Below are 22,514 nucleotides of genomic sequence, written 5' to 3'. Positions count from 1 at the left end.
GTGCGGCGCGATCAACCGCGCACGGGAGGCGGAGAATCAGACGCGACGACGCTTCGAAGGGCGCACGCCGTTGTGCGGGATCGAGGTCACGTCGCGGATCGACGTGATCTGGAAACCGACTGCCTGAAGCGCGCGCAGTGCCGATTCGCGACCCGAGCCGGGGCCCTTGACCTCGACTTCGATCGTGCGGACGCCGTGCTCGGCGGCCTTCTTGCCGGCGTCTTCCGCTGCGACCTGGGCCGCGTACGGAGTCGACTTACGCGAGCCCTTGAAGCCCATTGCGCCGGCCGACGACCACGAGATCGCGTTGCCCTGGGCATCGGTGATCGTGATCATGGTGTTGTTGAAGCTGGCATTCACGTGAGCGACGCCAGAGGTGATGTTCTTGCGCTCGCGCCGCTTAATGCGCTGAGGTTCGCGTGCCATGGTGTATTTCCTGACCTGTATCTGCGTGACGCCGGGCGGCCCGTTGGGACCAGCGCCGGCGGAGTAATCCATTGAAAAAGTGGATTACTTCTTCTTGCCGGCGATCGGCTTGGCCTTGCCCTTGCGGGTGCGCGCATTGGTATGCGTACGCTGGCCGCGGACTGGCAGGCCCTTGCGATGACGCAGGCCGCGATAGCAGGCGAGATCCATCAGGCGCTTGATGTTCATCGAGGTCTGGCGGCGCAGATCGCCCTCGACGGTGTGATCGGCGTCGATCGTCTCGCGGATGTGCAGGACTTCCTGGTCGGTCAGGTCCTGGACGCGGGCGGTGTCGGCGATGCCGAGCTTCGCGACGATTTCCTTGGCCTTGGTCGAACCGATGCCGTGAATATAGGTCAGCGCGATCACCACGCGCTTGTTGGTCGGGATATTAACACCCGCGATACGTGCCATGAACTTGGTTCTCCTGCTCCACGAGGTCCGGCATGGCTGCACAGACCCCATCTCTTAGCGATGAACCGAAACGCACGATAGCGACGAACGCAAACAAGCGCCGCCGGAACCGTCGTGTCGGGGAGAGTTCGAATAGGCGCGCGCTAACGCAGTGTCAAGCGAGCGGTTCCGCGGCGGGCGGTACGGGTTGGCGCAGCTTGAGCCAGCGACGGAACGAGACGACCGTCCAGATGAGCTCGACCACCCCGAACGGCCACGCGCCCTGAAGGAAGCCGTAGATCGAACCGAGCACGCAGCCGAATGCGAAACCGAGCGTCCACCAGTGCGAGCCGGCTTCCTTGGCGTAGCATAGCAGGGTGAAGGAGACCGCGGCTAGGCCGAATAGGGAGAGTGCGTCCATTTGCGACGTTGTGCCCGGAATGGCGCGATAATGCCAACGCTACGCCTGACCTTATAGCGACTGCTCACACACACTCTCTACGTACGACTGCCCGAGCACCTCTAGCCGCCGCCCCATTGTGCAAACCCATCAGATGGGTTATTTGAAGTGATGGTTGTAGTTCACCGTGCCCTTGGCTTTCGGTTCGTGATCTACACCCTGGATCACGAACCCGCGCATGTTCACATCACCGGCGCAGGGCAGGCGAAGATCAATCTGCTCCGCGCGGATGGCAGGCCGGAGATGATCCATAGCATCGGCATCCAGCGCGCCGACATCCGACGCCTGATGGCGACAGAGCATCAAGCGCACTTTCTCGCGGAATGGGAGAAGATACATGGCTCAAAAGACTGATCCCGAGCTCGAAGCCCAATTCGATGCGGCAGAAGCGCGCGGGCAGGACTTGATGACAACCGCGGTGCGTGCGGCAGAAGCCCGTTATGATCGGACGACCGGACGTGTGACGATCGATCTGATCAATGGTTGCGCCTATGCCTTTCCGGCTCGGCTCGTCCAGGATCTGAGCGGTGCGACCGACGATCAGCTTGCCCACGTCGAAGTCGATGGCCTCGGGTTCAATCTCCATTGGGCCGCGCTTGATGCCGACCTTTATGTCCCGGCGCTGGTGTCGGGCCTGTTCGGTACGCGGGAATGGATGACGCGCGAATTGGCGCGTCATGCGGGTCAGGCAACGTCGCCGGCCAAGGCAGCGGCGGCGCGGGCGAATGGCGCGAAGGGCGGACGCCCCCGCAAGACCGCATAGAGCCCGGTTACTTCCGCCCGAACAGCTTCTCAATATCGCCGTGCGCGAGCTTTACCCAGGTGGGGCGGCCGTGGTTGCATTGGCCTGAGTGCGGCGTGACTTCCATTTCGCGGAGCAGCGCGTTCATTTCGGTCACCGACAATATGCGGCCGGCGCGGACGGAGCCGTGGCAGGCCATCGTGCCGGCGACCGCGTCCAGGCGCTCCTTTAGAGAGAGAGCTTCGTCGAAGGCGGCGAGTTCGTCGGCCAGGTCGGTAACGAGGCCTTTGGGGTCGCTTTGGCCGAGGAGCGCGGGGGTGGCGCGGACCAGCATCGCGTGGGGGCCGAATCGTTCGAGGTCTAGGCCGAATTCGGAGAGTTCTTCGGCGCGGGATTCGAGGCGGTCGCAGGCGGATTCGTCGAGTTCGACGACTTCTGGGATCAGGAGGGCCTGGCTTGCGATGGTGCCGCCGATCAGGGCGGCGCGCATGCGTTCGAGGACAAGGCGTTCGTGGGCGGCGTGCTGGTCGACGAGAACGAGGCCGTCTTCGGCTTCGGCTACTATGTAGGTCTTGGCAACTTGGCCTCTTGCTACGCCCATCGGGAAGGCGGCGGTTTGGGGTGGGGGCGTCCAGGCGGGTTCGGCTCTTGCCTGGGGGGGTGACGCGAAGAAGGTTGGGCGGGAGTCGTTGACCGCGCCGTAGCTTCGGTTTTCCAGCGGGAGCCTTTGGGGTGTGCCCTCACCTTCCCATCCGCTTTGCGGACGGGCCCCTTCCTCTCCCCGGGAGGGAGAGGAGTTTTCGGGTTGCCACATGGCGAGCGCGGAGTCGCTGGCGCGTTGGCTTCTGTGGCCGGCGGCGTCGAGGGCGCGGCGCAAGCCCGAGACTATGAGCCCTCTTACCATTGCGGGGTCGCGGAAGCGGACTTCGGTCTTGGCGGGGTGGACGTTGACGTCGACCTGGTCGGTGGGGATGTCGAGGAACAGCGCGACGACGGCATGGCGGTCGCGCGGGAGCATCTCGGCATAGGCGCCGCGGATCGCGCCCATCAGCAGGCGATCCTTTACCGGTCGGCCGTTGACGAAGAGATACTGGTGGTCGGCGATTCCGCGATTGTAGGTCGGCAGGCTGGCGACGCCGCCGAGCACGAGCCCTTCGCGTTCGAGGTCGATCGCGACCGAATTGTCGGCGAGCGCGCGATCGGTGAGCGTCGCCACCCTGCCCGGCCGGTCCTCGACCTGCATCGCGGACAGCGCGCGGCGGCCGTCATGTTCCAGCGTGAAGCCGATGTCGGGGCGTGCCATCGCGAGCCGGCGAACGACGTCAAGGCAGGCGGCGTATTCGGCGCGGGGGGAGCGGAGGAACTTGCGGCGGGCGGGGACGCGCGCGAACAAGTCCTCGACGACGACGCGCGTGCCAGGCGGAAGCGCGGCGGGGCCTTCGCGCTCGACCTTGCCATTGTCGACGGTGCGCGCCCAGCCTTCGGCGCCGCGAATCCGGCTTTCGATCGTCAGCCGTGCGACGCTCGCGATCGAGGGCAACGCCTCGCCGCGAAAACCGAGCGTCACGACCGATTCGATGAACTCGTCGGGCAGCTTGGAGGTGGCGTGGCGTTCGAGTGCCAGGGCCATGTCGGCGGGCGTCATGCCGCAGCCGTCGTCGGCGACTTCGATCCGCGACGTGCCGCCTTCCACGAGGAGAATCGCGATGCGTCCTGCCCCTGCGTCGATGGCGTTTTCGACTAACTCCTTCAACGCGCTGGCGGGTCTTTCCACCACTTCACCGGCGGCGATGCGATTGACCAGATGCTCGGGGAGACGCCGTATTGACATGGGTTTGCGTCTAGACCAAGCGACGGCATCCCGCGACCCGCAAACGCCATTTAAACAGGCACCCGGTGCTCGACATCACCGGCGGGTCACGCGAGATGATGTGTGCGATGTGCCGCCCGTCCGGCGGCCAGGATTACGGGACCCTGATTGAATGGCCTTCTACTCGCGTTTCTTCAAGTTCATGTCGCACGACATGGCGATCGACCTCGGCACCGCGAACACCGTCGTCTACGTCCGTGGCCGCGGCATCGTCCTGAACGAGCCGTCGGTGGTCGCGGTCGAGACGATCAACGGCATCAAGCGCGTCAAGGCGGTCGGCGACGACGCCAAGATGATGATGGGCAAGACGCCGGGCAACATCGAGGCGATCCGGCCCTTACGCGACGGCGTGATCGCGGACATCGACGTCGCTGAGCAGATGATCAAGTATTTCATCCAGAAGGTACATGGGCCCCGCAAGTTCGCGCGCTGGCCCGAGATCGTGATCTGCGTGCCCAGCGGTTCTACGAAGGTCGAGCGCCGCGCGATCCGCGATGCCGCGTCGAACGCGGGCGCGTCGCAGGTCTGGCTGATCGAGGAGCCGATGGCGGCGGCGATCGGCGCGGACATGCCGGTCACCGAGCCGATCGGTTCGATGGTCGTCGACATCGGCGGTGGCACGACCGAAGTCGCGGTGCTGTCGCTGCGTGGCCTCGCCTACACCACCTCGGTGCGCGTCGGCGGCGACAAGATGGACGAGGCGATCGTCTCCTATGTCCGCCGCAACCATAACCTGCTGATCGGCGAAGCGACCGCGGAGCGGATCAAGAAGGAGGTCGGTATCGCCAAGCCGCCGGTCGACGGGATCGGCATGATCATCCAGATCAAGGGCCGCGATCTCGTCAACGGCGTGCCCAAGGAGATCCAGATCAACCAGGGTCAAATCGCCGAGGCGCTGAGCGAGCCGGTCGCGACGATCGTCGAGGGCGTCCGCGTCGCGCTGGAGAACACCGCGCCGGAACTGGCCGCGGATATCGTCGACCAGGGCATCGTGCTCACCGGCGGCGGCGCGCTGCTCCAGGGGCTGGACGAAGTGCTGCGCGACGAGACCGGGCTGCCGGTGACGGTCGCCGAGGACCCGCTGACCTGCGTTGCGCTCGGTACCGGTCGCGCGCTCGAGGATCCGCTGTTCCGCGGCGTGCTGATGAGCGGCTAAGAGTTTGTTTTTGCTTTAAGACACGCGGACACGAAATCGCGTCGTCCGAGTCGCGGGGGATCTGGCCCTTGCGGTTCGGCGGCGCCCGAGACAGGGGGACAGGCGCATGGCGCCAGCCCGCGACCGGCGCACGGGGTTTTCCCGGCGTCGGCAATATGGTGTGTTCATGGGCTATGTGCTCGCCGTCGCTGGTGCGGTGGTGGGCCTGGTGCTGCTCGTCGCGTCGACGTTCAATCCGCCCGCGTTTTCCGCACTGCGGATGGGCGTTGCGGGCGTGACGACGCCGGTGTCGACCGGACTTGCCACCGTCGGGGCTTCGATTTCAGGCATCCCTGATGCGATCGGCAACTACTTCTTCGTGAAGCAGGAGAACGTCGCGTTGCGCGCGGATCGCGAGCGGACGCGGGCGCTGCTGATGCGCGCGCGGACGATCGCGTATGACAATCGCCGGTTGCGCAGCCTGCTCGCGATCCGCGAACGCTCGACGGCGCCGGTCGTGACCGCACGGCTGGTGAGTTCGAGTGCGTCGAGCGGGCGGCGCTATGCGTTGCTCAATGCGGGCCGCTGGAACGGCGTGCTGCCCGGCATGCCGGTGCGCGGCCCCGATGGCCTGATCGGTCGCGTGGTCGAGACCGGCCCGAACGCGGCGCGCATCCTCTTGCTCAGCGACGGAGATAGCATCGTCCCCGTCCGCCGCACGCGCGACGGCATGCCCGCGATCGCGGCGGGGCGCGGCGACGGGATGATCGACATCCGCTCGGTCAACGCGACGAACGTCCGCTTCAACGCGGGCGACCTATTCGTGACGACCGGCACCGGCGGGATCTACGCGCCCGGCGTGCCCGTCGCACGCGTGACCAAGGCGGGCTCGGACTCGGTGATGGCGCGTGCGTTCGCCGATCCCGATACGCTCGACTTCGCGCTGGTCGAGCGGATGTTCATGCCCGTGCCCCCGCCTCGTCCGGTGGCGCAGCAATGAGTCGCGCTCGCGTCGTCGATAGCGTCGACTACAAGCCGTTCGAGACCAAGATCCCGGCGGGCCGGTCGCGTGCGATCCCTTGGGCGACGGTCATGGCCGGATCGCTGATCACGATCATCCCGGTGGTCGCGACGATCCCGCTGCTGCCCCCGTTCGGGTTCGTCATGCTGCTCGCGTGGCGGTTGCTCGCGCGGTTCGCGTTCAAGCCCTGGGCCGCCGCGCCGCTCGGTTTCTTCGACGACCTCGTCAGTGGCCAGCCGCTTGGCAGCGCGGTGCTGATGTGGTCGCTCGCGTTCGTCGCGATCGACATGATCGAACAGCGGTTAGCGTTTCGCGATTATTGGCAGGACTGGTTGATCGCCGGCGGGCTGATCGCCGCGTGCATTCTGGTCGGACGCTTCATCGCGGTGCCGGTCGGCGCGCATGTCGACACGATCCTGATCGCGCAGATCGCGGTGACGATCCTCATGTTCCCGCTGGCGGCCCGCATTGTCGCGGCGATCCAGAACAAGCGCGGTGCCGAGTGAGGAATACACCGCGGATCGTCACCGAGATGTCGCAGGCGTACAGCTTCTCGCGGCGCGCGTGGATGCTCGGCGCGGCGCAAGGCGGCGTGGGATTGCTGCTCGCCGGGCGGATGGCGTGGCTGTCGATCGCGCAGAACGAACGCTACACGCAAATGTCGGAGAGCAACCGCGTCAACATGACGCTGCTGCCGCCGCGCCGGGGCTGGATCGTCGATCGCCACGGCGTGCCGATCGCCAACAACCGCACCGATTTCCGCGTCGACATCATCCCCGACCGCCTCCGCGACAAGGAGCGCGTGCTGCCGCTGCTCGGCCGCATCCTCCAATTGCCGCCCGAGGAGGTCGAGCGGATCGCGATCGATCTCGAACACGCCGCCGGGTTCCAGCCCGTCCAGGTCGCGGAGAATCTCGACTGGGAGCGGTTCGCCGCGGTCAGCGTCCGACTGCCCGAACTGCCCGGCGTCGCGCCGACGCGGGGCTTTGCACGCAGCTATCCGGCAGGCGCGGCGGTCGCCCACCTGACCGGCTATGTCGGCGTGCCCAACGCCGAGCAGTACAAGAAGACGCACGATCCGCTGCTCGTCACGCCCGGGTTCAAGCTCGGCAAGGACGGGCTCGAGAAGATGCTCGAGACCGAGCTCCGCGGCGTCGCCGGTGCCAAGCGGGTCGAGGTCACCGCGCGCGGCAAGCTGGTCGCCGAACTCGCGACCAAGCCCGACGTCCCCGGCAAGACCGCACGGCTGACAATCGACGTCGGGCTTCAGGAATACGCGGCACGGCGGCTAGGCACGAACTCTGGATCGGTCGTCGTGCTCGACACCCGTACAGGCGAGATGCTCGCGATGGTGTCGATGCCCGCCTATGATCCAAACAGCTTTTCGGACGGGATCAGCCATCTCGAATGGCAGATGCTGAGCGACGACGATCACGTGCCGCTGATGAACAAGGTCACGCAGGGGCTGTATCCGCCGGGCTCGACCGTCAAGCCGATGAACGGCCTTGCGCTGATGAATGCGGGCGTCGATCCGTCGACGCGCGTCAATTGCTCGGGGGCGATGCGGCTCGGGACCAGCGTGTTCCATTGCCACAAGAAGAGCGGCCACGGTCCGCTCGATCTCAAGAACGCGATCATGCAGAGCTGCGACATCTATTTCTACGAGATGGCGCGGCGGGTCGGCTACAACGCGATCGCGCCGATCGCGCGCACGCTGGGGATGGGGCAGAAGTTCGACCTGCCCTTCTCGACGCAGCGCTACGGTACGGTCCCCGATCCGGCGTGGAAGCTGAAGAAGTACAAGCACGATTGGACGGTCGCGGATTCGCTGAATGCGTCGATCGGCCAGGGCTATGTGCTCGCCAATCCGTTGCAGCTCGCGGTGATGGCCGCGCGGCTCGCCTCGGGTCGTGCGTTGCAGCCGAGCATTCTGGCCAGCCACGTCCACCGCGACTCCCCTGCCCTCGCGATCGATTCCGAGCATCTCGCGCGCGTCCGCGATGCGATGTTCGGGGTGATCAACCAGGGCGGTACCGGCGGCGCGGCGAAACTGCTGATCCCCGGCGTCGCGATCGCGGGCAAGACCGGCACCGCGCAGGTCCGCCGCATCACGATGGCGGAGCGGCGCTCGGGCGTGCTCAAGAACGGGCAGCTGCCGTTCAAGATGCGCGACCACGCGCTGTTCATCGGCTTCGCACCCGCCGATAACCCGCGCTATGCGCTGGCGGTGGTGCTCGAGCATAACGGCCACACGGTGCGCAATCTCGACACGCCGATGATCGGCCGCGACATCATGACCTACATGCTCGACCGCGAGCGTGCGCTAAAGTCTCTGGCTGAGGTCGAACCGACTTGGGGTGGCGATATTCGGACGCGCATGGCGGCGACCGCGGAGACCTACCGCAAGGCGCAATCCGCGCCCCCGGCGGCTATCGCCACCAAGACCGACGCGATCGTCCCCAGCGACGCCCCCGCGGTCGAGAACGCCACCGACATGGCCAACGCCACGCAGGAAGCGCTCACCGCGCCGGGCGCTACGGTCGCCGAAGATGATTCAAGGGACCGCCAGCCGTGAACCGTACCGAGCGTCAGCGATGAACCGTATCGTCCCCGAACCGCTCGCCAAGCTGCCATGGCGCGTCCTCCTGCTGGTGGTCGCGATCGGCTGTTTCGGCCAGGTCGTGCTGTATTCTGCGGCCGGCGGCTCGCTCAAGCCCTGGGCGCTGTCGCAGGGCATCCGCTTCTTCGTCCTGCTCGCCGGTGCGATCGCCTTGTCCTACGTCCCCGAGCGGACGTGGAAGGCGGGGTCGCTGCCGGCCTATGCATTGATCGTCGTGTCGCTGGTCGCGGTCGAGATCCTCGGCAAGGTCTCGGGCGGATCGCAGCGCTGGCTCGACCTCGGCTTCATCCGCCTGCAACCGTCCGAATTCATGAAGCCTGCGATCGTGCTCGCCTGTGCCAAATTCTACGACATGCTTCCGCCCGGCGAGACGCGGCGGTTCAGCGCGGTCTGGCCCGCGGCGCTACTGATCGGCGTCCCCGCCGCGATCGTCATGAAGCAGCCCGATCTCGGCACCGCGCTGATGATCTGCGCGGGTGGCGCGACGGTGATGTTCCTCGCAGGCATACCGCTGCGCCTGTTCGTCGGCGGCGCGATCACCGCCGCGGTGGCGATCCCGCTCGCGATCAACTTCGCGCTGCACGATTACCAGCGCAACCGCATCCTGATCTTCCTCGACCCCGAGAGCGACCCGCTCGGCACCGGCTATCACATCAGCCAGTCGAAGATCGCGATCGGCTCGGGCGGGATCTGGGGCAAGGGCTTCCTGCAGGGCACGCAGAGCCACCTCGACTACCTCCCCGAGGGGCATACCGACTTCGTCTTCGCGACGATGGCGGAGGAATGGGGCCTGGTCGGCGGCTGCCTGCTGATCCTCGCCTTCCTGCTGGTGATCCGCTGGGGGATCGAGGTTGGCCAGCGCGCGCAGACGCGGTTCGGCCGGCTGACCGCCGCCGGGCTGTCGACGACGATCTTCTTCTACGTCGCGATCAACCTGATGATGGTGATGGGCCTGGCGCCCGTGGTCGGCATCCCGTTGCCGCTGGTGAGCTTCGGCAGCTCGGCGCAGATGACCGTGCTGCTGTGCTTGGGCATCCTGATGTCGATCGACCGCCAGAACCGCAAGACGGTCGGCTGGTGAGGCGAAAACCGGTTTAATTCGGAAAAAAACGGCCTGATCGCCCAAAACGGACTCGGATCGACGAAAAGGGGGTTGCGGCCCCCGATGAGTCTGCTAACAGCGCGCCTCCAGCAGCGGGGCGCCACACCAGGGCGCCACTCAAAACCGCCCCGGAATGGACGCATAGCTCAGTTGGTAGAGCAGCTGACTCTTAATCAGCGGGTCCTTGGTTCGAGCCCAAGTGCGTCCACCATTTTCCATGATCGGTTAGTATGCCCTGCCTCAGGCGCGGATCCGTCCGGTTTGGACTGATTCACGATACGCTGACACTCGGGCGGCTGCGGTGATTGCGACCGCCTCATGAACGCGTGAACCGGCGGCCCGACACATCGCGAACTGAACTGAACTGAACGACGCGATCCTGTCTACAGGCGTGACTACAGGCACGATTACAGGCGTATGGCAGAACTATCCGGCGGTGGCAGTATCGCGGGGTGACGGCATCGGTTGTGCCTACTCGGCAGGCCATCCTCGTGGCCATGCCCGCGACCCTGACATCGTGGTTGCTCTATAGGTATGCGATCACCTGGTCCGGATCACGAGGGCGAGCATTGCGCGCTACCGACACCTCGCAGCAGAGCATTTGGAACTAACTGATGTTAACGTCGTTGTGGCGGGGAGGCCGAACCGGCTTGTACATGAGAGAGTGACTTATGATGAAAACATGGATCCTTGGCGCATCGGCCATTGCAATGACCGCGATGCCGGTAGCCGCCAATGCCGCCCCCATGGGCGCAAATTCGGCAGCTACGCTGTCGGTTGCACCAGCCGTCCGTGCTGGTACCTCGACCCAGAAGTCGAGCAAGCTTGCCGGCCAGAGCATCGTCCCGATCATCATCGGCGCAGGCATCATCGCTGGTGTCGCGTATCTGATCATCGATCACGAAGATGACAACAATTCGGACAGCAACTGACTGTCTGGGCCGGTGCTCACGCACCGGCCCATCATCTTGTCTACCCGCGCGACAATCCCAGGGCCGACCCCGTAGAGCGGACCCGGCTCGTAGTTTCGTATAGATGCCCTGAGTTCAGGCCGCACCGAACCTGTCCAAAAGGAAACTCGCGCTCCAATATCGAGCGGCTCCCATGGACGTTCACATCATCAGAACGCGACCTTGAACTGACCGCCGATGATCCGCGGTTCGTTGATCATGCCCGTCAGGTTGTTGAAGTCGATCGCGCTGATGCTGCGATACTGGTTGGTGATGTTGCGGACGAACGCGCCGACCTCATACCCCTGCGGCGATTTATAGCCGATCTTAAGCCCCCCTTCGAGCGACGACTTGCCGGTGAACTCTACCGCTTCGTACAGGAAGAAGTTGATGCGGCTGCGATATACCCAGTCGGTGTACGCGTAGACCTCGCCGCCATCGGCGAGCGGGATGCCGTAGCGCGCGGTCCAGTTGGCGATCCAGCGCGGGGCCTGGGGAAGATCGTTACCGTCGATCACCGCGAACCCGTTGACGATCGGGTCGAGCACGGTGCAGGTCGCGCACACCCCGACACCAATGCCGCGATCGCGGATTTCGGTGAAGTTGTAGCTGCCGCTTGCGGTCAGCGTCAGTTCGGGCAATGGCCGCGCCTCGAATTCGCCCTCGACGCCGTAGCCGATCGCCTTGTTCGCGCTGATCAGCCGTGCCGAGTTGCTGCTGCCGCCGACCGCGGTGATCTGCAGGTCCTTGGTGCTGTACCAATAGGCGTCGAGCGAGAAGTTTACCTTCCGGTCGAGCAGCGTGCCCTTGAACCCGCTCTCGCCCGAGAAGGTGGTCTGCTTGGGCGCAGTGCTCTGGACGCTGCCGAAGGTCACGCGGTCCTGGATCGCGGGGCCCTGATAGCCGGTCGCGAGCCGCGTATAGACGTTGATCGCGGGCGTCAGTTCATAGGTCGCGCTCGCGTCCCATGTGACGTTCGAGCCGCGAACGATCGCGCGCGCCGGCAGCGTGTCGCTGATCCCGGTACCGGGAATCGGTGCGGTCACGAGGTCGTTGCGATAGTCGTGCGAATAGCGGACGCCCGCGCGCAACGTCAGCAGGTCGACGGGCTTGGCCTCGATCGAGGCGAAGGCGCCGTAATTCTCGTTGCGGTTGTCGTGGTAGATGTCCTGGTCGAGATCGGTCGCGCGCGAACCGGTGCCACCGAACGCATAGTCGTACTGGTGATAGCGCAACGTCTGGTGGAAATAATACAGACCGCCCTGGAGGCGGATGCCGTTCATGTCCTCGCTGGCGTATCGCAGTTCCTGGCTGAACTCCTTGGGCTTGGTCAGGCCACCGGTGTTCGACGGGAACAGTCCGACGCCGATCGCGCCGATCGTGCCGCCGAGGAACGTGTAGTTGTTGCCGCCGTCGACATCGCCGGTGCTCTCGACCTTGGCCTGCTCGTAGCCGGTGACCGAGTAGAAGGTGCCGATGCCGTCGAGGTGATAGTCGAGCCGGAGGTTGGTCCCCCACTGCGTCAGGCTCTGGCTGGTATAGCCGTCGAGCGTGACGTGCTTGGGGTCGAACCCGGCGTTGAAGTCGTTGGTGCCCGGCTTGAACAGCCCTGCGCGGAAGATGCGTGGCGAGCCTGTCAGGTCGCGGACGTGGACGTTCAGCAAGGCGTTGAAGTCGCTGCTGGTATAACCGAGCTGGAAGCGGCCGGCGACGTCGCGATAGCCTTCGAGCTTGCGATCCGCGTTGCCCGTCGTGGAATCGTTTTTCACCCAATCGTCGCGCGACTGAATGATGCCCGACGCGCGGAACGCGAAGCCGTTGCCGATCGGCAGGTTGAGTGCCGCCTCGCCGTTGATCGTGTTGTAGGTCGCCCAGGATCCGGTCGCATAGCCCGAGACCTTGTCCGGGTTCGGCTTGGCGGAATCGATCTTCACGACGCCGGCCGGCGTGTTGCGCCCGAACAACGTGCCCTGCGGACCACGCAGCACTTCGACGCTTTGCAGATCGAAGACCGGGAACGACTTCAACATCGGGTTCTCGAGCGCGACGTCGTCATACACCACCGACACCGGCTGCGCGGCATTGGGATCGAAATCGGTATTGCCGAGACCGCGGATGTAGAAACGCGGGAAGGTGCGACCGAACGAGGATTCGACCTGGAGGCTCGGCGTGCGCCCGGCGAGGAAGCGGATGTCGAGGCCGCTCGAATTGAGCACGTCGAGCTTCTCGCCGCTGATCGCGGTGACCGCGAGCGGTACGTCCTTCGACGATTCCCGGCGGCGGGTCGCGGTGACGACGATCTCACCGACGCCTTGGTCACTCGCCGGATCGCTCACGGCCTGTGCAGCCGGCACGTGTTCCTGTGCGATGGCGGGCACGGCGAAAACGAGCAGCGGCGCGCTGGCGGCGAGCAGGCGGGCGATGGCAGACGTACGAACGGGCAAGCGAATCATGGATGGTCCCCCCTTGGGTTTCGAACATCCTCCAGCGTCGATCCGTGTGACCCGGATTTGTCGCCAATCGGTAACACCGCTGTAAAGCGCGGCAATAGGGCGGATCAGGGCCAATGCGTTTTTGCCGGACACCGCGACATCTTTGCCCCAGTCGATGCGGCGCCGATATGATGGTCAGTGCTTCAGAGGTCTTGTGTAGAGCGCGCGCATTGCCGCCTCCATCTTATCGCGGTCGACGCGAAACACGATTGTCTGCGCGCGTTCGCCGAGATGCGGGCGGTATGCGTCATGCCACGACAGGGTATCGCCGTATCCCGCGGTCTGGCTCGTGTCGAAATCGATGTAGAGCGTCTCGGCGCGGGTGACGATGGCCGGCTCCAGCCAGACCATCGCCGCGATCTCGTCCCACATCGGAAACCCCGGTTCGAGCCCGGTCTGTAGTGCATCGGTGAGCGCCGTGTGGGCCGGCTTGAGGCTGTCGAGCAAGCCGCGCGTCCACTGCGTGCCCGTCGACGGGTCGATCGGGACCATCGTCACCTTCGGCCACGCGCCGTGCGCCATGATCCGCGCGGCTTCCGGATCCCAGCGGATGTTAAACTCGCGGCGGGGCGTATTGACGAACTCGCGCGCGAACTCTGCGGCGGCGGGCGTGTCGAGACTCTGCTGCGGGTTGAGGCTGCCGCCCATGTAGACGAGTTCCTTCACGTTCGCAGCGAAGCTCGGGTCGAGGCTTTGCGCGAGCGCGATGTTGGTCATCGGACCGGTGGCGAACAGCGTGATCTGGTGCGGATGCGCGCGGACCATCCGAACGAGGAACGCGGCGGCGATCTCGGTGGACGGTTTGGTGACGGGATCGCCGATCGGCAGGCTAGGCACGACCGAGGGCGACGGTGTCCCGGGGGTGGACTGGCCCGCGCCGGCGGACGCGGGCTCCGTCCACGGCCCCTTGAACTCGAGGCGACCGTACAGCCCTTCCCACCGCTTGGTCGCCGCCTCGTTGTTCACCAGCGGATAGGTCGCGCCAGGCACCACCGGCACGTCGGTGCGCCCGAGGATCTCGACGGTCCGCAGCGCATAGGCGGTGGCGGTATCGCGCCAGACCGAACCACTGGTCGTGGTGATCCCCAGTACCTCGACGCCCGGTGCCTGGAGCAGCAACGCGGGCGCGCCGTTCAGACCGACAACATCGTCATCGATCAGGACGAGCCGCTTGGCTGGCGCTCCCTTCGCCGCGATGGCGACGGGCATCGCGAAAGCCAGCAGACCGAGGCCGACCTTAGAGAAGAAACGAAAGGCCATCGCTCAATTCCCTGCCTGACCGGCTAGCCCGTCGCCTCATGTAAAGCCGCGCGGAACCGACCTGTCACGCTCTCCGATCAGATCAGCACCTTGTCCAGCGTGATCGGCAGGTCGCGCACGCGCGTTCCCGTGGCGTTGTAGATCGCGTTCGCTACCGCCGCGGCGACGCCGGTGATGCCGATTTCGCCCACGCCGTGCGCGCCCATCGGGGTGTGCGGGTCGGCGATGTCGGTCCAGATCACGTCGATCTCGGGCACGTCGAGGTGCACGGGCACGTGATATTCGGCGAGGCTCGGGTTCATGATGCGACCGTTGCGCTCGTCGAACTGCGTCTCCTCCATCAGCGCCATGCCGAGGCCCATGACGATCCCGCCGCGGAACTGGCTGCGCGCGGTCTTCGGGTTGAGGATACGACCGCAATCGAATGCGCCGAGGAAGCGGCTGACGCGAGTCTCGCCGGTGACCGCGTTGACACGGACTTCGCAGAACAGCGCGCTGTGCGAATGCATCGACCAGTGCATCAGTTCGAGCGGCTGCGAAGCCTCTTCGCTGACGACCACGCTCTCGCGCTGCGCCCGATCGAGGATCGAGACATAGCTTTCGCGTCGCGACGGATCGTCGAGCTTGGCGAGCCCCCCGTCCTCGCTGCCGACCTCGTCGGGCGACAGGCCCGCGAGCGGCGAGTCGTTGCCCGCGAGTTTCAGCAGTTCGGCGACCAGCGCGTGATGCGCGGCGATCACCGCAGCGCCGATCGCCGCGGTTTGCTGCGATCCACCCGCCAGGATCGCGCCGGGGATGATCGAATCGCCATAGCCGACCGAGACGCGGTCGAGGGGGAGCCCGAGTCGATCGGCGGCCACCATCGCGGTCGTCGTGGACGTCCCCATCCCCATCTCATGCGCGGCGATCTCGACGAGGGCGTGCCCGTCACGACGCAGCGTGATGCGTGCAGCGGCGCCCGGCATACGGTAATAGGGATAGGTCCCGGTCGCGCAGCCCATGCCGATCAGCCACTCGCCTTCGCGACGCGCTCCCGGCTCGGCGCTCCGCTTATCCCAGCCGAACTGCTCCGCCCCGCTATGCCACGCCTCGACGATATGCCGCGACGAGAACGGCAGGCCCGAGGTCGGATCCTTGTCCGGCTCGTTGCGCAGGCGCAGCGCGATCGGGTCCATGTCGAGCTCGACCGCCAGTTCGTCGATCGCCGACTCCAGCGCGAACGTGCCGACCGCCTCGCCCGGTGCGCGCATGAAGGTGTTGGCGAGCATGTTCATCGTGACCGTCTCGACCGACAGCTTGAAGCTGTCCGCCGCATAGCCGCCGCGCGTACCGAGGATGAAGGGCTCGGGCATGTTGTTGTGCGGCGTCATCGCGGCGATGCCGGTGTGGACCAGCGCCTTGAAGCGGCCGTCCGCGTCCGCGCCGATCGCGACCCGCTGTTCGGTCAGCGTCCGCCCGCCGACGACGCGGTACACGCCCTCGCGCGACAGCGTGATCCGGACCGGTCGCCCGGCAAGCTTGGCCGCGGCGGCACCGAGGATCTGGTGATCCCACAGGCACTTCCCCCCGAAGCCGCCGCCGACGAACGGCGATGTGACGCGCACCTGTGCCGCCTTCAGGTCGAACACATCGGCGATCGTCTGCGCCTCCGCAGTGACGAGCTGCGTCGCGTCGTGGATGATCAGTTCGTCGCCGACCCACGCGATCGTCGCGGCATGCGGCTCGATCGCGTTGTGATTATGGCGCGGCGTGCGATAGACGTGATCGACCTTGTGCGGCGCCGCTGCCAGCATCGCATCCGCATCGCCGATTTCGTTCAGCAACGGCTGGCCCATGAACAGGCCCTGCTTGGGTCCTTCAGCCTTGGCCGCGGCGAGCGACGTGGTCGAAGGCTCGGCGGCGTAGGTCGCGACGATCAGCGACTTGGCGTGATCGGCCTGTTCCTGCGTCCCGGCGAGCACGACCGCGATCGGCTGGCCGTTCCAGTGGACGCGGTCGTCCTGCATGATCGGCAGGTCGGCAGGCCCCGCCGCTGTGGGCGAAGAGCCGAACACCGCAGGCGGGTTCATCCGGGGCGCGTTCAGGTGCGTCATCACTACCACGACGCCCGGCGCAGCCTCAGCCGCTTCGGTATCGAGCGCCGCGATCCGCCCGCGCGGAATTGTCGCATAGGCGAGCGCGGCGTAGACCATGCCCTCCAGCGGGAACTCGGCCGCAAAGGTTGCCGCGCCGCGCACCTTGAGCGGGCCATCGAGCCGCGACACCGACGTACCGATCAGGCCATGTTGCTGGCGGATCAGCGGATCGGGCACGCCGCCCGGAACCCAGCTGTCGGGGGCGAGCGGCACCAGCTTGTTCATCGCGCCCTGGACCAGGCCTTGCGCGGTTTCCTTGACCGTGTCGACGATGCTCATGCTGATGCTCCGGCAAGGTCGCCAAGGACGGCGACGAGGGTGCGCTTGGTCAGTGCGATCTTGAAACCGTTGTCGCGCAGCGGCGCGGCGTCTGCCATCTCGGCAACGGCGGCGGCGAGGAACGCCTCCTCGGTCGCGGGGCCGCCCCGCAAGACCGCCTCCGCCTTCGACGCGCGCCACGGCCTGTGCGCGACCCCGCCGAGCGCGATCCGCACGTCCTTGATGACGCCGCCCTCGATCTCGAGCGCGGCTGCGATCGAGACCAGCGCGAACGCGTAACTCGCCCGATCGCGCACCTTGCGATAGGTCGAGTTGGCCGCGAAATTCAACGGCGGCAGTTCGATCGCGGTGATGAGTTCGCCGGGTTCCAGCACGGTATCGAACTCGGGATGATCGCCCGGCAGTCGGTGAAGCTCGATGAACGGCAGTGTCCTGGCCCCGCCCCGCCCGTCCAGATGCACGACCGCATCGAGCGCGGCGAGCGCCACGCACATGTCCGACGGGTGCGTCGCGACGCACGCCGACGACGCGCCGAGAATGGCGTGTCCCCGCGTGAAACCCTCGATCGCGTCGCAGCCCGACCCCGGCGCACGCTTGTTGCATCGCGATCCGTCGGTGTCGTAGAAATAGGTGCACCGGGTCCGCTGGAGCAGGTTGCCGCCGACCGTCGCCATGTTGCGGATCTGCGCCGACGCCCCCGCCAGGATCGCGCGCGACAAGACCGGATAGCGCGTCCGCACAGCCAGATGCTCGGCAAGCGCGGTGTTGCGCACCGCCGCGCCGATCATCAGCCCGCCGCCCGCGGTCTCCTCGATCTCGTTCGACAGTCCGGTCACGTCGACCAGCGCACTCGGTCGTGCGACCGTCTCGCGGATCAGGTCGACCAGGTTGGTGCCGCCGCCGAGATAGGCCGTCGCGTTCGCCTGCCCGAGCCGGAGCGCGTCGGCCGCGTCCTCGGCCCGCGCGTACGTGAAGGGGCTCATGCCGCCATCTCCGCTGCTACGGTTTCGCGGATCGCGTCGATGATCCCGTTATGCGCACCGCAGCGGCACAGATTGCCGCTCATCCGCTCCTGCAGTTCCTCGCGGGTCAGCGTCACGTCGGCGGTGAGATCGGCGCTGACATGGCTTGGCACGCCGCGCTTCGCCTCCGCCGCCATGCCGATCGCGGAACAGATCTGGCCCGGCGTGCAATAGCCGCACTGGAACCCATCGTGATCGATGAACGCCTGCTGCAACGGATGCAGCGTGTCGCCGTCGGCCAGCCCCTCGATCGTCGTGACCTGGCGCCTGTCATACTGCACCGCGAGCGCTAGGCAGGAGACGATTCGCTCGCCATCGACGAGCACCGTGCAGGCGCCGCACGCGCCCTGGTTGCACCCCTTCTTGGTGCCGGCCAGATGCAGGCCTTCCCTCAGCAGATCGAGCAGCGAGACACGGGGATCGTCGGGCAGGGCAACCGCGGACCCGTTGACAAGTATCGACATCGCTACTCTCCTGTTGAGCCGGCGGTGTCGTTGCCACCGCTGAGCCCCTATTTCAGTACCGAGCGGTTTAGTCGGTGGACACTGGGTCTGCCAAGCGTCTCGTGATGCGATTTCGCGTACTCGATCCGGCCGCTCAGCCGATCAGCATGCGCGCGCCGAGCGCGGCGAACAGCGCGGGCGGCATTACCACCGCGCCGACCTTCAGGAATCGCCAGAAGCCGACGTCCTCGCCCTCGCGGCGGATCGCGGTCAGCCACAATATGGTGGCGAGCGAGCCGGTGATCGACAGGTTCGGGCCGAGGTCGACGCCGATCAGCAATCCATCGGTAACGATCTGCGGGACATGGGCCTGTTGCAGCGTGGTGCTGGCGATCAATCCGGCCGGCAGGTTGTTCATCAGGTTCGAACCGAATGCCAGGATTGTCCCCGCAACGCCTGCGGTCGTCGATGGCGACTGCGCCGCCCCCGCCGCCAGCCACTGCGCCAGCATCGCGATCACACCGGTGCTCGCCAGTGCCTCGACCAGCACGAACAGGCCCGCGACCAGCGGCAACACCGCCCAGGATACCGAGGCGAGCGTCGTGAACGGCGACTTGCGCTCCCCGATACAGATCGCGGCCATCGTCGCGATACCGGCCAGGCAAGTCGGTAGTCCGAGATCGTGCCCCTGCGCCGACGCGGCGATCAGCAGAACTGCGGTCGCGACGATCCCGCCCAGCGCGATCTTGCCGCCACGCGGTAGCGTGCCGGTCTCGACGACGGTCTCGCACTGGCCGGTGAGCCGCTCGCGTTCAACCCAGCGTAAGACGAGGAACGTCACGCCGATCGACAGCAGCGATGGCAGCGCGAACGACGCCATCCACGCGCCGAGCGACGGCATCTCACCACCGTACAGCACGAGGTTCGCGGGGTTCGAGATCGGCAGCACGAAGCTCGCCGCGTTGGCGATCAGCGCGCAGGCGAACAGCATCGGCAGCGGATCCGCCTTCGCCTTCTTCGCGGCGGCGTAGACGGCGGGGGTCAGCACTACCGCGGTCGCGTCGTTCGAGAGGAAGGTCGTGACGACGATGCCGACGCCGAAGACGAGCGCGAACAGGCGACTGGTCGATCCTTTTGCGAGCCGCACCGCGTGCTCGGCGACCCAGTCGAACAGCCCCTGCTCGCGGGCGACTTCGGAGAGCAGCATCATGCCGATCAGGAACAGATAGACGTCGCCACCCTTGAGCACCGCGGCCCAAGCTGCACCGGGCGACATCAGCCCGAACACGAGCAACACCGCCGCGCCAGCGACCGCCCAGACCGCTTCGGGCAGCCTGAACGGACGCGTGATCACGCCAAAGGTCGCGACGAAGCAGATTGCCCAGATCGCGTAGGTGTGAGCCGTCATGCCGCGGGCATCCGCGAGCCGACACGCCGGACCATCGTCATTGTTGCGGTATTCACCAATCGAGTCCGTTCTTGTTGGGGCCGCGCTGCGCACCGTCGATACCACGCTCGGGCCAAGCACCGATCGCGTTCACGTCGCGGCCGAGCGCTACGGGAGGATTGCGCTTCGGTCGTGGCCCTGCGCCTCGGACAAGGATCTCGATCCGGTCCTCGCTCTTGTTACAGCGGACGGCGAGATGGTGGAGGCCATCCGCTACGCCATCGACCGAGGCGCTCCAGAGCGAGGGCACGCCGTCGACGCGTGTCATCGGGATTACGTGGCCGTCATCGACGTGCAGCGACACCGTATCTGCGCCGCCGAATACCTTCGCGCGGACCGTGAAGGCGCTGCCGGGCACGTTGTCGGCGCGCGCCGGGTCGGTGATCAGGCGGCGGTCGGCGGGGCTGGTGATCTGGACGAGCGGCCAGGGATCGTCGATCGCCTGGAACCGCCAGCTCGGCACGCCGTCGTCGAGCGTGACGATCGAGAAACCGGGTGCGCCCTCCTCGATCTGGCCGGTCGAGCGGGTCGCGCCGTAGATGACGCGGCCGTCGTTGAGCAGCTCGTTGTAATGCGTGTGGCCGGTGTCGACGAACGCGACGCGGTGCGCGGCGAACAGCCCAGCGATGCCGTCCGGATCGTCGCGCAGGTCGCCAGGATAGGCATGCATGAACACCGTGACCGGTTCGCCCGCGACCGCGGCGGCACTAAGTTCGCGTCCTATCCAGGCGCGCTGGTCGGGGTCGATACGAAAGTCGGGACCGCCCTTCCCCGCCGAGACGATATCGAGGAACAGGCACCGATAGCCGGCGATCGTCTCCGCATAGGGCGCCATCTTCGCGGTGATCGCGCGCATCGAGGTCAGGTCGCCCGGCTCGAAATCATGATCGCCCGCCAGAATGTGCCACGGCAGCGACAGCGCCGTCATCACGTCCGCGATCCGCGCATATTGGTCGTCGGTACCGTGATTGGCATTGTCGCCGGGCAACAACGCGAAGTCGACCGCGTCGCCCAGATGGGCCTCCGCGCTAGCGATCAGCGTGCGGAACCGAGACAGTCCTTCATACCCATCAGCCTCGTCGACATGCAGATCGCCAAAGTGAATCCAGGTCAGGCATCCTGTCATTAAAGCTCTTTCAAGTCGTGTGGCAGATGATCCGCCGATGCTGCCCATAGCGAGGCTGCGCGTTCATCGTTCCGTGACAATAACTTCATGATTTGAGACTTAACCGGCTTGTTCAGTTTCGGTTTAGCTTTTGACATCACTGGAGAATATCGGGCCGAACAATATTTCGGCGGCGTGGAAACTTTGCCCGTTGCCGCAGCTTTAGCGATCCGACGGCGCGCAGGGTTCGCCGTCCGGCACCGCGTTCGACGACACCGATATTTCAGGGAATTCTCATGGCCACGACGGACACGGCATCCGCCAACAACGGCAAGGCCAAGGGCGGGTCGGACGCGACGTCCGCGCCAAAGAAGACGCTCGACGCGCTGAACTTCTTCCTTGCCGACGTTCGCGACGGGCTCGGGCCATACCTCGCCATCTATCTCGTCGCGGTGCGTGGGCCTGCGCATGGCTGGAACGAGGCGACGGTGGGCATGATCCTGACGATCGCCGGGATCGTCGGCCTGATCTCGCAGACGCCCGCGGGCAGCCTGATCGATCGCAGCAGGAACAAGCCGCGGATCGTGATGATCGCCGCGTTGCTCGTGACGCTCAGCAGCGTATCGCTGCCAATCGTCAGTGGCTTTACCGCGGTTGCGGTCACCCAGTCTATCGCGGCAGTCGCGGGCGCGGTGTTCGCGCCGGCGATCTCCGCCATCACGCTTGGCTTGGTCGGTCCGAAACTGTTCGCCAAGCGCGTCGGTCGCAACGAGGCGTTCAACCACGCGGGCAACGCCGTGTCGGCGGCGCTTGCGGGCGTGCTCGCGTGGAAGTTCGGACCGGTCGTCGTCTTCTATCTGATGGGCGCGCTGACGGTTGCGAGCATCGTGACCGCGTCGCGGATCAAGAACGACGACATCGACAACGCGGTCGCCCGCGGTCTCGATTGCGAGCCGGAGGACGATTGCGAGGAGCCAAGCGGCTGGAAGGCGCTGGTCGAGAACAAGCCGCTGATGATCTTCGCGGGGACGGCGTTCCTGTTCCACCTCGCCAACGCGGCGATGCTGACATCGGTCAGCCAGCTGCTCGCGCGGACCGTCGGCAAAGACCAGGCGACGTCGCTGACCGCCGCGTGCATCGTCGCGGCGCAGCTGGTGATGGTACCGGTCGCGATCGTGGTCGGCCGCAACACGGAGAAATGGGGCACCAAGCCGCTGTTCCTCGTCGCGTTCGGGTTCCTCGCGGCGCGTGGCGCACTGTATACCGTGTCGGACAACCCGTGGTGGCTGGTCGGCGTACAGGCGCTCGACGGCATCGGCGCGGGTATCTTCGGGGCACTGTTCCCGGTCGTGATCGCCGACCTGACCAAGGGGACGGGGCGTTTCAACGTCAGCCAGGGCGCGGTGGCGAGCGCTCAGGGCTTGGGTGCGGCCTTGTCCGCGACACTGGCCGGTGCGATCATCGTCTGGGCGGGCTACAGCGTGAGCTTCCTGACCCTGGCCGTCGTCGCGGGCGCCGGTTTCATGCTGTATTTCTTCGCGATGCCGGAGACGAAGCAGAAGGCGGGGTAAGC

The 22,514-nt window shown here is 66.0% G+C and carries 20 protein-coding genes and 1 tRNA gene; 10 read left to right on the top strand and 11 right to left on the bottom strand.

Annotated elements, in window-relative coordinates; all coding sequences use genetic code 11:
* Window positions 1-36: 36 nt before the first annotated feature.
* The 3 genes from rpsK to AC1ME3_RS12695 form a co-directional block, all read right to left on the bottom strand.
* Entirely contained in the window at window positions 37-426 is a 390-nt protein-coding gene (rpsK, locus tag AC1ME3_RS12705) for a 30S ribosomal protein S11 (RefSeq protein WP_031395237.1), read from the bottom strand.
* A gap of 84 nt (window positions 427-510) precedes the next feature.
* The gene (rpsM, locus tag AC1ME3_RS12700) at window positions 511-879 is read right to left on the bottom strand and encodes a 30S ribosomal protein S13 (protein WP_056015521.1); all 369 of its coding nucleotides are present in this window, start codon (window positions 877-879) and stop codon (window positions 511-513) included.
* 154 nt (window positions 880-1,033) lie between these two features.
* Window positions 1,034-1,279, bottom strand: coding sequence for a hypothetical protein (locus tag AC1ME3_RS12695; RefSeq protein ID WP_480953437.1), 246 nt, complete (start codon window positions 1,277-1,279; stop codon window positions 1,034-1,036).
* Window positions 1,280-1,465: 186 nt separating this feature from the next.
* On the opposite strand from AC1ME3_RS12695, the gene AC1ME3_RS12690 reads away from it, so the two are divergent.
* Both AC1ME3_RS12690 and AC1ME3_RS12685 read left to right on the top strand, forming a co-directional pair.
* Window positions 1,466-1,672, top strand: coding sequence for a DUF4160 domain-containing protein (locus tag AC1ME3_RS12690; protein ID WP_480953436.1), 207 nt, complete (start codon window positions 1,466-1,468; stop codon window positions 1,670-1,672).
* Window positions 1,656-2,081, top strand: coding sequence for a DUF2442 domain-containing protein (locus AC1ME3_RS12685; protein ID WP_480953435.1), 426 nt, complete (start codon window positions 1,656-1,658; stop codon window positions 2,079-2,081). The genes AC1ME3_RS12690 and AC1ME3_RS12685 overlap by 17 nt, the downstream gene beginning before the upstream one ends.
* A gap of 7 nt (window positions 2,082-2,088) precedes the next feature.
* Here the strand turns inward: AC1ME3_RS12685 and mutL are convergent, their stop codons facing one another.
* A complete protein-coding gene (gene mutL, locus AC1ME3_RS12680; RefSeq protein WP_480953434.1) occupies window positions 2,089-3,891 on the bottom strand; it encodes a DNA mismatch repair endonuclease MutL in 1,803 nt (600 codons plus the stop codon).
* A 151-nt stretch (window positions 3,892-4,042) separates the two neighbouring features.
* Here mutL and AC1ME3_RS12675 point away from each other — a divergent pair, with 151 nt between their 5' ends.
* From AC1ME3_RS12675 to AC1ME3_RS12645, 7 genes are all read left to right on the top strand, one after another.
* Complete coding sequence (locus AC1ME3_RS12675; RefSeq protein WP_055878614.1) at window positions 4,043-5,086, top strand: rod shape-determining protein; 1,044 nt, start codon at window positions 4,043-4,045, stop codon at window positions 5,084-5,086.
* Window positions 5,087-5,192: 106 nt separating this feature from the next.
* The gene (locus tag AC1ME3_RS12670; RefSeq protein WP_480953433.1) at window positions 5,193-6,065 is read left to right on the top strand and encodes a rod shape-determining protein MreC; all 873 of its coding nucleotides are present in this window, start codon (window positions 5,193-5,195) and stop codon (window positions 6,063-6,065) included.
* On the top strand, window positions 6,062-6,592 hold the full coding sequence (gene mreD, locus AC1ME3_RS12665) for a rod shape-determining protein MreD (RefSeq protein WP_082440961.1): 531 nt from the start codon (window positions 6,062-6,064) through the stop codon (window positions 6,590-6,592). Before AC1ME3_RS12670 ends, mreD begins: the two co-directional genes overlap by 4 nt.
* Before the next feature lie 26 nt (window positions 6,593-6,618).
* The gene (gene mrdA / locus AC1ME3_RS12660) at window positions 6,619-8,661 is read left to right on the top strand and encodes a penicillin-binding protein 2 (RefSeq protein WP_480955825.1); all 2,043 of its coding nucleotides are present in this window, start codon (window positions 6,619-6,621) and stop codon (window positions 8,659-8,661) included.
* 19 nt (window positions 8,662-8,680) lie between these two features.
* A complete protein-coding gene (rodA, locus tag AC1ME3_RS12655; protein WP_107953933.1) occupies window positions 8,681-9,787 on the top strand; it encodes a rod shape-determining protein RodA in 1,107 nt (368 codons plus the stop codon).
* 156 nt (window positions 9,788-9,943) lie between these two features.
* Window positions 9,944-10,019 (top strand) — tRNA-Lys (locus tag AC1ME3_RS12650).
* 460 nt (window positions 10,020-10,479) lie between these two features.
* A complete protein-coding gene (locus tag AC1ME3_RS12645) occupies window positions 10,480-10,740 on the top strand; it encodes a hypothetical protein (protein ID WP_480953432.1) in 261 nt (86 codons plus the stop codon).
* A gap of 188 nt (window positions 10,741-10,928) precedes the next feature.
* On the opposite strand, the gene AC1ME3_RS12640 is transcribed toward AC1ME3_RS12645, so the two are convergent.
* From AC1ME3_RS12640 to AC1ME3_RS12610, 7 genes are all read right to left on the bottom strand, one after another.
* On the bottom strand, window positions 10,929-13,211 hold the full coding sequence (locus AC1ME3_RS12640) for a TonB-dependent receptor (protein WP_480953431.1): 2,283 nt from the start codon (window positions 13,209-13,211) through the stop codon (window positions 10,929-10,931).
* Between the two features lie 174 nt (window positions 13,212-13,385).
* A complete protein-coding gene (locus tag AC1ME3_RS12635; RefSeq protein WP_480953430.1) occupies window positions 13,386-14,510 on the bottom strand; it encodes a nucleoside hydrolase in 1,125 nt (374 codons plus the stop codon).
* Between the two features lie 77 nt (window positions 14,511-14,587).
* A complete protein-coding gene (locus AC1ME3_RS12630) occupies window positions 14,588-16,924 on the bottom strand; it encodes a xanthine dehydrogenase family protein molybdopterin-binding subunit (protein ID WP_480953429.1) in 2,337 nt (778 codons plus the stop codon).
* Complete coding sequence (locus tag AC1ME3_RS12625) at window positions 16,921-17,907, bottom strand: FAD binding domain-containing protein (protein WP_480953428.1); 987 nt, start codon at window positions 17,905-17,907, stop codon at window positions 16,921-16,923. Before AC1ME3_RS12625 ends, AC1ME3_RS12630 begins: the two co-directional genes overlap by 4 nt.
* Window positions 17,904-18,410: a 2Fe-2S iron-sulfur cluster-binding protein gene (locus AC1ME3_RS12620; protein ID WP_480953427.1), complete on the bottom strand. Its 507-nt coding sequence runs from the start codon at window positions 18,408-18,410 to the stop codon at window positions 17,904-17,906. The genes AC1ME3_RS12625 and AC1ME3_RS12620 overlap by 4 nt, the downstream gene beginning before the upstream one ends.
* 133 nt (window positions 18,411-18,543) lie before the next feature.
* On the bottom strand, window positions 18,544-19,797 hold the full coding sequence (locus tag AC1ME3_RS12615) for an arsenic transporter (RefSeq protein WP_480953426.1): 1,254 nt from the start codon (window positions 19,795-19,797) through the stop codon (window positions 18,544-18,546).
* Between the two features lie 52 nt (window positions 19,798-19,849).
* A complete protein-coding gene (locus tag AC1ME3_RS12610; protein ID WP_480953425.1) occupies window positions 19,850-20,962 on the bottom strand; it encodes a metallophosphoesterase family protein in 1,113 nt (370 codons plus the stop codon).
* Window positions 20,963-21,237: 275 nt separating this feature from the next.
* Here AC1ME3_RS12610 and AC1ME3_RS12605 point away from each other — a divergent pair, with 275 nt between their 5' ends.
* Entirely contained in the window at window positions 21,238-22,512 is a 1,275-nt protein-coding gene (locus tag AC1ME3_RS12605) for an MFS transporter (protein ID WP_480953424.1), read from the top strand.
* The last annotated feature ends 2 nt before the right edge of the window (window positions 22,513-22,514 follow it).

The sequence above is a fragment of the Sphingomonas sp. BL2 genome (genome assembly GCF_056680015.1).
This window is presented reverse-complemented; position numbering and strand designations above follow the sequence as displayed.